The 14005-nt window shown below is 67.8% G+C and carries 14 protein-coding genes and 1 tRNA gene; 12 read left to right on the forward strand and 3 right to left on the reverse strand.

The annotated features are described in order from the left end of the window. Positions 1 to 59 precede the first annotated feature (59 nt). The 9 genes from NKI68_RS11275 to NKI68_RS11315 all read left to right on the forward strand — a co-directional run bounded on the left by NKI68_RS11275 (position 60) and on the right by NKI68_RS11315 (position 7964). Entirely contained in the window at positions 60 to 1118 is a 1059-nt protein-coding gene (locus NKI68_RS11275; RefSeq protein WP_254543158.1) for a type II glyceraldehyde-3-phosphate dehydrogenase, read from the forward strand. Positions 1119 to 1176: 58 nt separating this feature from the next. Beyond that, entirely contained in the window at positions 1177 to 1572 is a 396-nt protein-coding gene (locus tag NKI68_RS11280) for an Hsp20/alpha crystallin family protein (RefSeq protein WP_254543159.1), read from the forward strand. Between the two features lie 228 nt (positions 1573 to 1800). Continuing rightward, positions 1801 to 2328: an amino acid-binding protein gene (locus NKI68_RS11285; protein ID WP_254543160.1), complete on the forward strand. Its 528-nt coding sequence runs from the start codon at positions 1801 to 1803 to the stop codon at positions 2326 to 2328. Next, positions 2325 to 3278: a homoserine dehydrogenase gene (locus NKI68_RS11290; RefSeq protein ID WP_254543161.1), complete on the forward strand. Its 954-nt coding sequence runs from the start codon at positions 2325 to 2327 to the stop codon at positions 3276 to 3278. The genes NKI68_RS11285 and NKI68_RS11290 overlap by 4 nt, the downstream gene beginning before the upstream one ends. 168 nt (positions 3279 to 3446) lie before the next feature. Then, the gene (gene tuf / locus NKI68_RS11295; RefSeq protein ID WP_254543162.1) at positions 3447 to 4712 is read left to right on the forward strand and encodes a translation elongation factor EF-1 subunit alpha; all 1266 of its coding nucleotides are present in this window, start codon (positions 3447 to 3449) and stop codon (positions 4710 to 4712) included. Beyond that, positions 4713 to 5021 (forward strand): 30S ribosomal protein S10, encoded by a 309-nt coding sequence (gene rpsJ, locus NKI68_RS11300; protein ID WP_254543164.1) that lies wholly within the window; start codon positions 4713 to 4715, stop codon positions 5019 to 5021. Between the two features lie 191 nt (positions 5022 to 5212). Beyond that, a tRNA-Ala gene (locus NKI68_RS11305) sits at positions 5213 to 5284 on the forward strand. A 476-nt stretch (positions 5285 to 5760) separates the two neighbouring features. Beyond that, positions 5761 to 7128 (forward strand): alpha/beta fold hydrolase, encoded by a 1368-nt coding sequence (locus tag NKI68_RS11310; protein ID WP_254543165.1) that lies wholly within the window; start codon positions 5761 to 5763, stop codon positions 7126 to 7128. 14 nt (positions 7129 to 7142) lie between these two features. Then, entirely contained in the window at positions 7143 to 7964 is an 822-nt protein-coding gene (locus NKI68_RS11315; protein WP_254543166.1) for an acetoacetate decarboxylase family protein, read from the forward strand. Between the two features lie 39 nt (positions 7965 to 8003). Here NKI68_RS11315 and NKI68_RS11320 read toward each other — a convergent pair whose 3' ends face one another. The 3 genes from NKI68_RS11320 to NKI68_RS11330 are packed head-to-tail and all read right to left on the reverse strand — an operon-like array spanning position 8004 to position 10391. After that, on the reverse strand, positions 8004 to 8723 hold the full coding sequence (locus NKI68_RS11320; RefSeq protein WP_254543167.1) for an ABC transporter ATP-binding protein: 720 nt from the start codon (positions 8721 to 8723) through the stop codon (positions 8004 to 8006). After that, on the reverse strand, positions 8720 to 9493 hold the full coding sequence (locus NKI68_RS11325) for an ABC transporter ATP-binding protein (RefSeq protein ID WP_254543168.1): 774 nt from the start codon (positions 9491 to 9493) through the stop codon (positions 8720 to 8722). The genes NKI68_RS11320 and NKI68_RS11325 overlap by 4 nt, the downstream gene beginning before the upstream one ends. Positions 9494 to 9509: 16 nt before the next feature. Beyond that, positions 9510 to 10391 (reverse strand): branched-chain amino acid ABC transporter permease, encoded by an 882-nt coding sequence (locus NKI68_RS11330; protein ID WP_254543170.1) that lies wholly within the window; start codon positions 10389 to 10391, stop codon positions 9510 to 9512. Positions 10392 to 10553: 162 nt separating this feature from the next. Here NKI68_RS11330 and NKI68_RS11335 point away from each other — a divergent pair, with 162 nt between their 5' ends. From NKI68_RS11335 to NKI68_RS11345, 3 genes are all read left to right on the forward strand, one after another. Next, a complete protein-coding gene (locus NKI68_RS11335; protein ID WP_254543171.1) occupies positions 10554 to 11900 on the forward strand; it encodes an ABC transporter substrate-binding protein in 1347 nt (448 codons plus the stop codon). 40 nt (positions 11901 to 11940) lie between these two features. After that, positions 11941 to 13125: a branched-chain amino acid ABC transporter permease gene (locus NKI68_RS11340; RefSeq protein ID WP_254543172.1), complete on the forward strand. Its 1185-nt coding sequence runs from the start codon at positions 11941 to 11943 to the stop codon at positions 13123 to 13125. A 91-nt stretch (positions 13126 to 13216) separates the two neighbouring features. Further along, complete coding sequence (locus NKI68_RS11345) at positions 13217 to 13948, forward strand: enoyl-CoA hydratase/isomerase family protein (RefSeq protein ID WP_254543173.1); 732 nt, start codon at positions 13217 to 13219, stop codon at positions 13946 to 13948. Positions 13949 to 14005: the final 57 nt, after the last annotated feature.

A 14005-nucleotide genomic window follows, 5' to 3' on the forward strand; every position in this document is an offset into this window, starting at 1 on the left:
ATGGCGGCGGTACCCACGGAATAATTATCCCCGTCGCTGTTGGACGGGCGGGTAGGTACATGATCAAGGTCGGCATCAACGGCTACGGCACGATCGGAAAGCGCGTCGCGGACGCGGTCGCCCTCCAGCCCGACATGGAACTCGTCGGCGTCGCCAAGACCCGCCCGAACTTCGAGGCGGAGACGGCCGTCGCGAAGGGCTACCCGCTGTACGCCGCCGTCGAGGAGCGCTTGCCCGGGTTCGACGAGGCGGGCATCGACGTCGCGGGCGGCGTCGAGGAACTCGTCGAGGCGGCCGACGTCGTGGTGGACGCCTGCCCCTCCGGCATCGGTGCGGAGAACAAGTCGACGTACGAGGAGCACGACACGCCCGCGCTCTACCAGGGCGGCGAGAGCGCCGACCTCGTCGACGCCTCGTTCAACGCCCGCGGGAACTACAGCGAGGCGGAGGGCGCGGATCACGTCCGCGTCGTCTCCTGCAACACGACCGGGCTCTCGCGGCTGCTCGCCCCGCTGCAGGAGGCCTACGGCGTGCAGAAGGCGCGCGTCACGCTCGTCCGCCGCGGCGGCGACCCCGGCCAGACCGGGCGCGGACCGATCAACGACATCCTCCCGAACCCCGTCACGCTGCCCTCCCACCACGGGCCGGACGTGAACACGATCTTCCCCGACCTGAACATCGACACGCTCGGGATGAAGGTGCCCGCGACGCTCATGCACACCCACAGCGTGAACGTCCAGTTGGACGCCGCCCCGGCCGCGGAGGAGGTGCGCGACCTGCTCGCCGACGAGTCGCGGCTCTTCCTCGTGCCCGCCTCCTACGACGTCGACGGCGCGGGCAAGCTGAAGGAGTTCGCGATGGACCGGGGTCGCCCGCGCGGCGACATCTGGGAGAACTGCATCTGGGAGGAGTCGATCACCGTCGAGGACGGCGTCGCGCCGGCCGGCCGGGACGGGGACGGCGGGACCGCCGGGGCGGACCTCTACCTCTTTCAGGCCATCCACCAGGAGTCCGACGTGGTGCCGGAGAACGTCGACGCGATCCGCGCCGTGCTCGGCGCGGCCGACGCCGACGAGAGCGTGGCGACGACCGACGAGGCCCTCGGAATGGGGTTCTGAGGCGCTCGGAACCCGCACAGACAGAAGGCTTTTGCGGCGAGCGCACCTGTGTTCCCTCATGGGACCTCGTGACAGGGACGACAGGGACCCCTTCGACGACATCTTCCGGGAACTGAGTCGAATGATGAACGATATGATGGGCGACGACGTGGGCGTACACGTGCAGGGTAACGACGCCGGCTTCGGCGACGACGTCCACATCACCACCCAGCAGGACGACGAGCGCGTCTACGTCGTCGCGGACCTGCCGGGCGTGGAGAAGGACGCGATCGACATCAAGTGCGACGGCCGCACGCTCACCATCGCGGCCGCGACCGACCACCGCGAGTACGAGGAGCGCCTCCGCCTCCCGGTGCGCGTCGACGAGCACTCCGCGAACGCGACGTTCAAGAACGGCATCCTCGAAGTGATCTTCGAGCGCGCCGACTCCTCGGCCAACATCAACCTGGAGTAAGCCCGGTCGTCTCTCCGCCCTCCGAAAGTCGACGCGCGAGGAGCGGTCGCTCCGGCGGCCTTCGGTTGCTCCGTCGACCTTCGTCGGTTCGCTCGCTCCTCCGGCTCCCCCGATCGTGCGCCTCGCGGGCGGACACCGGCAACGCTTCGCGGAAGCGCGAGGCTTCTTAACCCTCCGTCGCTTGCCAACGCCAATGAGTCGCGCCGACCCTCTGCGGCGGTGGAGTCGATGAGCGACGACGTGGTTCGGGCGTACACCGTGCGCCTCGAACTCGTCGACGAGCCCGGCGAGCTGCTGAACGCGCTGGGGCCGATATCCCGAAACAGCGGCAACCTCCTCTCGATATTCCACGAGCGCGGCAACCTCACGCCTCGCGGGCGCATCCCCGTCGAGGTGGACCTCGAAGCGACGCCCGAGCGCTTCGACCAGATAGTAGCGGACCTTCGCGCCGCCGGGGTGAACGTGATCCAGGCGGGGCCAGAGCGCTACGGCGAGGAGCTGACGGTGCTGCTCGTCGGCGACCTCGTCGAGACCGACCTCTCGGACACGCTCTCGCGGCTGGAGACGTGCACGAGCGCGTCGGTCGCCGACGTCACGCTGACGGCCGCCGACGGGACGGACAACGCGTCGAGCGCCCGACTCCGCCTCGCCACGCAGGCGGGGGAGGCCGAGCACGTCCTCGAGACGGTCCGCGACCTCGCCGACGAGAAGGGCCTGACTGTCATCGAGCCGCTCACGCCCGGGGGTGCCAAATGAGGCTCTCCGTCGTCGGCGCGGGGGCGGTCGGTCGCTCGGTCGCGGAGCTGGCGAACGAGTACGGTCACGAGGTCGTCGCGCTCGCGGACTCGCGGTCGGCGGCGGTCGCCGACGGGGACGCGCTCGACGTGGCGGCCGTCCTCTCCGCGAAGCGCGAGACGGGCCGGGTCGGCGACCTCGCTCCCGAGGCGGCGCTGGACGCCGACTACGACGTCCTCGTGGAGGCGACGCCGACGACGCTCGGCGACGCGGAACCGGGCTACGGTCACGTCGTCGAGGCGCTCGCGCGCGATCGACACGTCGTCCTCGCCAACAAGGGACCGGTCGCCGAGCGCTACGACGAGGTGCGAGCGCACGAGCGCGAGAGCGCGGGGAGCGTGCGCTTCGAGGCGACCGTCGGTGGGGCGATCCCGATCCTCTCGACCATCGCCGACCTCGGTCCCGGCCAGGTGACGGCCGCGCGTGGCGTGCTCAACGGCACGGCGAACTTCATACTCACCAGGATGGCCGCCGAAGGCCTGGACTACGAGCACGTCCTCGCGGAGGCACAGGACCTGGGCGTCGCGGAGGCCGATCCCTCCTTCGACGTCGAGGGGACGGACGCCGCGCTCAAGTGCGTCATCCTCGCGAACGTGCTGGGCGACGGGGGACACACGCTCGACGACGCCGAGGTCTCGGGCATCAGCGACATCCCCGGCGAGGCGCTCGACCTCGCGGCGGAGGACGGTCGGACGATCCGGCTCATCGGGGAGGTCGCCGGCGACCGCGTCCGGGTCGGCCCGCGGCTCATCCCCGAGCACGGGACGCTCGCCGTCTCCGGCACGCGCAACATAGTACAACTGGAGACGAACCACGCCGGTCGACTGAACGTCAGCGGGCGCGGCGCGGGCGGTCCCGAGACGGCGACGGCGGTGCTCTCGGACGTGGGGCGACTCCCCCCGCTCGAGTGAACCGGAGCGACCCCCGAGGGAGCCGGGGGTCGTTCGCGCCCCTGCCGATCGTGGTAGTAAGTGCCAAACCGCTATACGGCGTCGGGGTGGCCGGTATATCGTTTCGAAATCGTTTTATCCGATTCAGTCGAAAGCTTTCGCCACAGCGCCTTTGCGCGTGAGCTATCAATGAGCGACAAACCCCACCAGAACTTGGCCGTCATCGGCCACGTCGACCACGGGAAGAGTACGATGGTCGGGCGACTCCTGTTCGAGACAGGGAGCGTACCCGAGCACGTCATCGAGCAGTACCGCGAGGAAGCCGAGGAGAAGGGCAAGGGCGGCTTCGAGTTCGCCTACGTGATGGACAACCTCGCGGAGGAGCGCGAGCGCGGCGTCACCATCGACATCGCCCACCAGGAGTTCGACACGGACAACTACTACTTCACGATCGTCGACTGTCCGGGTCACCGCGACTTCGTGAAGAACATGATCACGGGCGCGAGCCAGGCCGACAACGCCGTGCTCGTGGTGGCGGCCGACGACGGCGTCGCGCCCCAGACCCAGGAGCACGTCTTCCTGGCGCGCACGCTCGGCATCGGCGAACTCATCGTCGCGGTCAACAAGATGGACCTCGTCGACTACGACGAGGACAAGTACCGCGCGGTCGTCGACGACGTGAAGAAGCTCCTCCAGCAGGTCCGCTTCGACACGGACGACGCGAGCTTCATCCCGACCTCGGCGTTCGAGGGCGACAACGTCTCCGACAAGAGCGACAACACGTCCTGGTACGACGGGCCGACGCTCCTCGAGGCGCTTAACAACCTCCCGGAGCCGTCCGAGCCGACGGACGCGCCGCTGCGCCTGCCGATCCAGGACGTCTACACCATCTCCGGCATCGGGACCGTCCCCGTCGGCCGCGTCGAGACGGGCATCCTCGAGACGGGCACGAACGTCTCGTTCCAGCCCTCGGACGTGAGCGGCGAGGTCAAGACCATCGAGATGCACCACGAGGAGGTGCCCGAGGCCCGCCCCGGCGACAACGTCGGGTTCAACGTCCGTGGCATCGGCAAGGACGACATCCGCCGCGGGGACGTGTGCGGTCCGGCGGAGGACCCGCCGAAGGTCGCAGAGACCTTCCAGGCCCAGATCGTCGTGATGCAGCACCCCTCGGTCATCACCGCGGGCTACACGCCGGTCTTCCACGCCCACACCGCGCAGGTCGCCTGTACGATCGAGTCCATCGACAAGAAGCTCGACCCGGCGAGCGGTGAGGTCGCAGAGGAGAACCCCGACTTCATCCAGTCCGGCGACGCGGCGGTCGTCACCGTCCGTCCGCAGAAGCCGCTGAGCATCGAGCCGTCCTCGGAGATCCCGGAACTCGGGAGCTTCGCGGTGCGCGACATGGGCCAGACCATCGCCGCCGGCAAGGTCCTCAGCGTCCAGGAACGATAGATGCAGCAGGCACGCGTCCGACTCGCGGGGACGAACCCCTCGGACCTCGACAACATCTGCACCGACGTCCGCGAGATCGCGAACAAGACGGGCGTCAACCTCTCGGGGCCGGTCCCGCTCCCCACGAAGAAGCTGCAGGTGCCCACCCGCAAGTCGCCCGACGGTGAGGGTACCGCGACGTGGGAGCACTGGGAGATGCGCGTCCACAAGCGTCTCATCGACATCGACGCCGACGAACGGGCGCTGCGCCAGCTGATGCGCATTCAGGTGCCCAACGACGTCAGCATCGAGATCGTCCTCGAGGACTGACGCCGGCTCTTCCCGTTCTCTCTCGCCGGGGAAGCGCTCGCCACCCAGCAACGCGATTCATTCTCGTAACCGTCCAGCGACAGGTCGGTCGCTCGCGGCCACCGCCCGCCGGTTTCCGTCGTGATACCGTCCCGCACCCCGGTACTCAAAGCAGAAGGTACAAGTACGAAACGGCGGCAATTCGATAACGCGGGCTCGTAGATCAGCGGCAGATCGCTTCCTTCGCAAGGAAGAGGCCCCGGGTTCAAATCCCGGCGAGTCCACTTCCTTCCCTCACTTCGTTCGGTCAGTCGTGGACTCGCCGACCCTCGCGAACGCTTCGCGTTCGCTCAGTCCCGGCGAGTCCACTCGATCCACTGCGTCTCCTTCCCTTGTCGACGTCACACTCGCTCACGCTCGCGTGACTCCCGGCGAGTCCATCGGAGCGAGAGAGTTCTCGAGCCGGTAAGTCTCGATAGATATTCTCGCTCGAACGACCGCTACATCCGCCTTCATCCGGCGTCGTGGGGATCGGTCTCGGTCGCGCTGCGCCGAGGGGGTCCGGTCGACGTAGCCCTCTCCTGCCTTGTCGTCGAGTACGGCTCGCGCTCGGCCGAGTGGATCAGCTCCCCTCCCGGGCCGCGACCCGAGACCCGGGGAGGCGGTGCTTTTATCCTCCGCTACGTCGAACGTCCTCACCTGTCCCGACACGTGGTAACGCACCACATAATACGGGGTGGGGGCCAATGGTGATCACGACGTGACAGACGAGACGCTAGCCAGCGAGGAGTGGTGGAACGACTATCGGGACGTCGTCAACGCGGACCCCGAAATGAAACTGCACGGCCGGGACGCGTTCGACGAGAACTTCCTGGTCGGTATCGGCGAGGAACACTTCCTCGTCGAGATGCGCGACGGTGAGGTACGGGAGGTGCGGACGCCGGGGCTGGACGACGCGTGGTCGTTCGGCGTCGTCGGACCGCGCGAGGCGTGGGAGCAGTTCGTCAGCGAGGTGCCGCCGCCGCATCACAACGAGGTGTTCGCCTCCTTCTACCGGACCGCGGTGAAGGGCGAGGACGGGTACTTCGACCTCGTCGGCAACCACAAGCGAATATTCCAGAACTTTCGGCCGTTCCAGCGCGCGCTCGATCTGATGCGGACGGCCCACAGCGGGGGCGAACCGCGGACGGAGGGATCGACTCGCCCCGCCGAACCCGCCGCCGCCACCATCGTGGGGCGGTACGTCACCGTGGATCTCGACGGCGTCGACCACCGCATCTACTACGAGGCGGCCGGCCCGGAGGACGGCATCCCCCTGCTCTGTCAGCACACGGCGGGGTGCAACAACCAGCAGTGGCGGCACGTCCTCGCCGACGAGGAGATCACCGAACACTTCCGGGTGATCGCCTACGACCTGCCGCGACACGGGAAGTCGGTCCCGCCGTCGGGCGAGTCGTGGTGGGCCGACCAGTACGACCTCACCGCCGAACGGTTCGCGGACACCATCGTGTCCATCGCCGACGCACTCGAACTCGACGATCCGGTGTTCGTCGGGTCGAGCATGGGCGGGACGATCACGCTCGAACTCGCCGACTGGTACCCCGAGCGGTTCCGGGCGCTCGTCGGCCTCGAGGTCGGCCTGTTCACGCCCGGGTTCTACATCCAGTGGCTCGATCACCCGCACGTCAACGCGAACGACGTCAACTCACACGCGACTTGGGGGTTGATGGCGCCGCAGGCTCCCGAGTGGGCGCGCCGCGAGACGCTCTACCTGTACGAACAGGGTGCGAACGGCGTCCTCAAGGGCGACCTCTACTACTACTCCGTGGAACACGACTATCGCGAGTCTGCCGCCGACATCGACGCCACGCAGGTCCGGATGTACCTGATGAACGGCGAGTACGACTACCTGACCAACCCCGACGACGCCCGCGAGGCCGCCGCGGCCATCGGCGAAGGGGCGACGGCCCACGAGATGAAGGCCACCGGCCACTTCCCGATGAGCGAGCGCCCGGAACTGTTCCGGGCCTACCTGAAACCCGTGCTCGACGATATCCGCGGCATCAGGGACGAACCGCTCCCCGAGGTCTTCGCGCCCGAGGACTTCGGCGTCGAAGCGAGCGAGTAACCCCGCGACCAGCCATGAGCGAACGACAATTCGACCCCGAGCGGTACACCGGAATGCCTGATGGGACGTACGTCCCGTCGCCGCAGCTAATCAAGAACGCGCGGATGCTCATCGTCGGCTACGAGGCCGACCCCGAGGTACTCGAATCGGCGTTGCCTCCCGGCCTCGACCCGCACCCGAACAACCTCGTTCAGATGAACATGTATCGAGTGCCGTCGGCGGAGCAGACGAGCCACCTCGACCCGTACACGCTCACCTACCTGACCGTGGAGGTCGCCGACCGCGACAGCCGCGCGATCAGCGCCGCACAGGGCGAGATTCCCGTCCCCGGCCGGTTCTGGGTGGGCTACTGGAACGACTCCCCGCAGATGCAGGCGTACACCCGCGAAGGTGGCGGCATCCCGACGCTCGACGGGGCCTGTGAGTGGGAGGAGGCCGACGGCGAGTTGTCCTCGACGCTCTCGGTCGACGGCACCCCGGTCATCGAAGCCGAGGCGAGCGTCGGCGACGAGCAGGTGGACACGCTCACCGGCCACCTGCACTACTACGCGCATCGGCAGATACCGGATCCGGCGGGCGGCCGAGCGCAGATCAACGAACTCGTCGAGTTCCCGATCCCCTTCGTCAGCGAACTGTACGAGGCCGAGGTCGACCGCGTCGACTTCGACTTCCCCGACGGATCGCCGTTCCAGCGGTTCGCTCCCGTCGAACCGCTCTCGACGCCGTCGGTCCTCCACGGCACGGTCACGTTCACCTACTCGCAGGGCCGACGCGTCCGGGACTACCTCGCCGAGGAGGCGTCGCGGGGGCTGTCGTCGGACGTTTCCGATCGGTAACTACGACGGACGGGGTGCGAGAGGCGCGGAGTCGTGCCCTCAGTCCGCGCTCTCCGCGACCGACACCGAGAGGTACTCCTCGAGGAGGTCCTCGCGCGAGCGGAGTTCGTCGATGGTGCCCTCGTAGACGGTGCTCCCCTTCTCGATGATGTAGGCGCGCTCGGCCAGTTCGAACGAGAACGCGACGTTCTGCTCGGTGAGGACGACGGTGACGTCCTCCCGGACGACCTGCCCGAGGACCTCCCGGAGGTCGTCGACGATGACCGGGGCCAGCCCCTCGGTGGGTTCGTCGAGCAGGAGGAGGTCGGGGTCCTGTACGAGCGCGCGGGCCACCGAGAGCATCTGCTGTTCGCCCCCCGAGAGGTTGCGTCCCCTGTTCTCGCGGTGGTCGTCGAGCGCCGGGAAGATCCCGTACATCTCCTCTACGTCGCGCGGATCGTCGCAGGCGTCGTGGGCGACCAGCAGGTTCTCGTGGACGGTGAGCGTCGGGAAGACGCGCCGGCGCTCGGGGACGAGCTTGATGCCCATGTTGCTGATGCGATCGACCGACTCCCCGACGATGTCGGTCCCGCGGTAGCGGATGCGGCCCGTTCGACGGGGGACCGTCCCGACGATGCTACGCAGCGTGGTCGTCTTGCCCGCGCCGTTGCGCCCGAGCAGGACGACGATCTCGTTCTCCTCGACGGTCATCGAGAGGTCGAACAGGACGTGGCTGTTGCCGTAGTAGGCGTTCACGCCGTCGAGTTCGAGCAGGCTCACGCCTCCTCACCCCCGAGGTAGGCCTCCTTGACCCGTTCGTCGGCCATCACCTCCGCCGGCGTCCCCTCCGCGATGAGCCCGCCGCTGTCGAGCACGAGGATCCGGTCGGAGATGCCGAGGACGACCTCCATGTCGTGCTCGGTCAGCACGAACGTCGTATCCGTGTTCTCGTTCAACCGCTGGACGAGATCCACCATCTTCCGGGTCTCGCTCGCGTTCATCCCCGCCGTGGGTTCGTCGAGCAGGACGACGGAGGGATCGGTGCCGAGCGCGAGGGCGATCTCGACCTTCCTGGTATCCCCGTGCGAGAGGTTGGAGCACTCGGTCTCGGCCACCTCCTCGAGGCGCGCGAGTTCGATCACCTCCCAGGCGCGCTCGGTGAGTTCCTCGTCCTCGGTCGCCCGCGAGGTGAGGTCGAGCGTCCGTCCCTGGAGGCTGATGCGCGCGATGCGCACGTTGTCGAGCACCGACAGCCCCTCGAAGACGTTGTTGATCTGGTACGCCCGCGAGAGGCCGAGGCGGCTGATCTCGTACGGTTCGTCGCCGGTCACGTCGACCAGGTCGCCGCCGCCTCGCGGGCGCAGTCGGACGCCGCCCGCCGTCGGTTTCAGCTGTCCCGAGAGCAGGTTGTAGAACGTCGTCTTCCCCGCCCCGTTGGGACCGATGATGCTGGTGATGTCCTCGGAGTCGATGCTGACGGTCACGTCGTCCACGGCGACCAGTCGGCCGAACGCCTTGGTCAGCCCCTCCGTCTCGAGGACGGTCGTCATCGAACCACCCCCCCGATCACGCCTCGGCACCCCCGAACAGCCCCTCCGGACGGAGGACGAGGACGGCGATCATGGCGACGAACGGGAGTAGCTGGTTGGCCCCCGGAATACCGACGATCGTCCCGACCGAGATCAGTAGCCCGATGATCATCGCGCCGACGAACGCGCCGACGAACGACCCGAGGCCGCCGATGACGGCCACGACGAAGGCGTTGATGATGACCTGGTCGCCGAGCGACGTGGTGACCGACTGGAGCGGCGCGGCGAGCGCGCCGCCGACGCCCGCGAGCACGCAGCCGGCGAAGAACACGCCCGTGTACAGCCGCGGCACGTCGATGCCGAGAAGCGAGGCCATGTCGCGGTCGGACGAGGTCGCCCGCGTGACGCGCCCGACGTTCGTCGTCTCGAGGACGGTGAACAGCAACCCCATGATGACGAACGCCATCACGATGACGAAGAGTCGGTAGCCGCCGACGGCGACGTTCTCGCTGAACCGAACGCTGAAGTCGAAGACGGCGGGCGGGTTGATGGACCTCTGTCCCGTGCCGAAGACGAACCGGACGGCGTCGGTGAGCATGAGCACGAACGCGAACGTCAACAGGAGCTGGTCGAGCGGTTCGCGGTCGTACACCCGGCGGATGAATCCCGCCTCGATCGCCGCCCCGAGGACGCCGACGACGAGTCCGGCGGCGATCACGCCGATCCAGAAGTTCCCGACGGCGCTGTTGACGGCGACGACGGCCACGTACGCGCCGATCATGAAGAGCGCGCCGTGGGTGAAGTTCAGCACGTCGAGGACGCCGAAGATGAGGCTGAGCCCCACGGCCACGAGGAACAGCCAGCTCCCGATGCTGAGCCCCGCGATGATCTGGTTCGCGAGCAAGTCAGGGCTTACCATACCACTCCGGTCCGGGAGGGTGCGATTAAACCTTTCGCAATGAGTGACCGTTTTCGTCGAGAGTATCGGTGTGAAATCAATCAGAATTATATAATTTCTGACACTCGGGATCGTCAGGCACGGTAAAGTATATATATCGAAAGTCCATGTCCTCGGTAGACTATGACAGGCAGACGGAAGAGTGGCGTGGAAACCGGCGGAGCGCGACGAGGCGGACTGGGTCGTCGCGGGTTCCTGCGGGCGGCCGGTGCCGGCGCGGCGGCGACGGCGCTGGCGGGCTGTCTCGGCAGGGGTGGTGGTGGCGGCAGCGGTCCGATCAAGATCGGCGGCGTGTTCCTGCTCTCGGGCATCGCGGAGGCGCTGGGCTCCGCCTCGCAGGCCGGCGCGAGGCTGGGCGTGAGCGCGGTGAACGAGGCGGGCGGCATCATGGACCGCGACGTCGAGATCGTCTTTCGGGACCACAACAACGGCGACGCCGTCTCTCAGATCACGAGCCTCGTTCAGGAGGAGCAGGTCCACGCGCTCATCGGCCTGACCTCCTCGGGGGTGACGCTCAGTTCGGCGTCCGCCATCCGCGACCTGGGCGTTCCGTTCACGCTGACGGACATCGGGACGCCGTGGATCACCGAGCACGACACGGAGACGTACGGCTCCTTCTTCGAGGACGACAACGGGAAGGCCGCCGGGATCCCCAACCTGTTCCGGACGAACGCCAACACGACGGTCAACACCTACGCGATGGCGAAGTTCGCCGTCGAGGAACTCGACGTCACGCGCGTCGCCAACATCGGCCCGGACTACGCCTACGGGTCGCAGACGTGGGACTACTTCAAGGCGTTCGGGGACGCGCTGGGCGGCGACTTCGAGTACGTCGAATCGGTGTTCCCCAAGCTCGGGGCCAGCGACATGACCCCGCAGATCAACCAGGTCAAGAGCGCCAACCCAGACCTCGTGTTCACGTCCTTCTGGGCGGGTGACGCCGTCACCTTCGTCCAGCAGGCGACCGCGCAGGGACTGTTCGACCAGGTGGACGACGTCTTCGACACGCTGGGTGCCGACCCGACGGTGTTCGAGGCGCTCGGCAGTTCGATGCCCGAGGGGTACCACTACTCCTCGTGGTACTGGCACTCGGCGTACGACAACAAGGCCAACGAGGAGTTCGTCAAGGCGTACAAGGAGGCCAACGACGGCTCGATCCCCTCGTTCACCGGACCGAGCACCTACTCCTCGATCTGGCTGTACAAGCGCGCCATGGAGAACGCGGAGAGCACGAAACCGGAGGACGTCATCGCCGAGATGGAGGGGATGGAGTACGACGGCCCGCGGGGCAAGTGGAAGATCGATCCCGACAGCCACCAGGCGACCGCGCCGACCATCATCGGCGAGACCAGCACGAAGGACGACGTCCCCTACGACGGCGTGGGACTGAAGCCCGTCCAGTCGGTCTCGCTCGACAAGAAGACCGCCCAGGACCTCCTGAAGGGAACCGGTCTGCCTCCGGGACTGTGATCGACGAATATCGACGAATGAACGCGTACGCACGATACCGATGAGCTACGGAGTCCGTGAGCGTCTCCTCGACGGGGAACGCTCGAGTGTCCAGTACGCGGTGCTCGCGGCGGTGCTCGTCGCGGCACCGTTCCTCGTTGGGCCGTTCGAGACGCGACTGCTCACCGAAGTGCTGATCTTCGCCGTGTTCGCGACGGCGTTCAACCTCCTGTACGGCTACACGGGGTTGCTCTCGTTCGGCCACGCGATGTTCGTCGCGGCGGCGGGCTACACGCTCGCGCAGTTCGTCAAGAACGGTAGCTCGGCGCTCGGCTTTCCCGACCTGTTCGGCGGGGCGTCGGTGCTGGTGACGTTCGTCGTCGCCGTCGTCCTCGCCGTGCTCGTCGCGACGCTGCTCGCGGTGGTCGTCGGCTACCTCAGCGTCCAGTTGCAGGAGATCTACTTCGCGATGATCACGCTGTCGTTCAGCATGGCCGTCTTCGTCGTCGCGAACCAGAACATCGGCGGCCTCACCAACGGGAGCGACGGCCTCTCGTTCATCCTCGGACGGGTCGACCTGTTCGGCGTCGAGTTCACGCTGATGAACATTAGGGACCCCATCGTCTACTACTTCGTCGTGCTCGCGGTCTTCGCCGCGGCGATGTACGCGCTCTGGCGGGTGGTCAACTCGCCCTTCGGGATGATCTGTACGGCCATCCGGGAGAACCCCGAGCGCGCGGAGGCCCTCGGGATCAACGAGACCTTCCACAGCTGGATGACGTTCATCGTCTCGGGGGCGTTCTCGGGGCTCGCCGGCGCGCTCCTCGTCCCGTTACGGACGGGCATCACGCCCGATCTGGCCTACTGGTCGTTCTCCGCGGAGCCGGTCATCATGACCGTCATCGGCGGCCCCTACTCGTTCGCCGGTCCCGCCGTCGGCGCGTTCGTCTACGAGTACCTCCGGGAGTTCATCAACAGCTACCCGACGCTGGCGAACCGCTGGCAGTTCGCCTTCGGGTTCGTCCTGTTGCTCGTCGTGCTGTTCTTCGACAACGGCGTCGCGGGCGGGATCGAACGGCTCCGCGCCTGGCTCGGGGAGACCGGGGAGCACTACCGCGAGGGCGGCTTCGCGGCGGTCGTCTCGTTCGCTCGCGCCTCCGTCGTCCGGCGGGTCGCGTCCGCCCGAGACGCGGTGACCGGACGCCCCGCGGGACGAGAGCGCGAGCGGAAACCGAGCGACGACTGACGCCGCCGTCCCCCACGGTTCACCGTCCTGTCTTTTCTCCTCGCTCCCGTCCGACGCTCACGCTCAAGTCCCGGCCGGCCGTCCGTGGGGTATGATCCGCTACGACCTGCGCGACGACGTCGCCTGGATCACCATCGACAGACCCGAGAAGCGGAACGCGCTCCACCTCGACGGGTGGGACGACCTGCGCGCGGCGCTCTCCCGCGCGAGCGACGAGGCCCGCGTCGCGGTCGTCACCGGGGCGGGCGACGCCTTCTGCGCCGGCGACGACGTCGCGACGCTCGCCGAACTGGACGACGAGGCGGCCGTCCGCGCGCTGAGCGACCGTCTCTACGAGGGTCTCCACGGCGTGGAGGCGCTCTCTGTCCCCGTGATCGCCGCCGTCAACGGACTCGCCTACGGCGGCGGGTTCGAACTCGTCGCCGCGGCGGACCTCGCGGTCGCCGTCGAGGGCGCGACGTTCGCGCTCCCCGAGACGCGCATCGGGGCGTACCCGCCCTACGCGGTGGCCCGCGTCGGCGACCTCTGCGGGAAGAAGCGACTCATGGAACTCGCGCTCACCGGCGAACCGATCGACGCCGCCACCGCCCGCGAGTGGGGGCTGGTAAACCGCGTCGTCCCCGCGGAGGAACTGTCCGACGCGGTCGGAACGCTCGTCGATCGGATCCTCGAGTCGCCGGCCCCCGCGACGCGGCTGGCGAAGGCGTACGCCGCCGTCGCGCTGGCTGACGCCGACGAGCGCGAACGGATCGCCGGCGGGTTCGCGCGGGTCGCCGCGGCGGAGGACTGCCGCGACGCGACCCGGGCGTTCCTCGAACGCTGACTGCGCACGTTCGTTCGACTATCTCTTTATACTCGGGGGATACTCTGACCATCCGCG

This window comes from Halomarina pelagica, assembly GCF_024228315.1.
Lineage (GTDB): Archaea > Halobacteriota > Halobacteria > Halobacteriales > Haloarculaceae > Halomarina > Halomarina pelagica.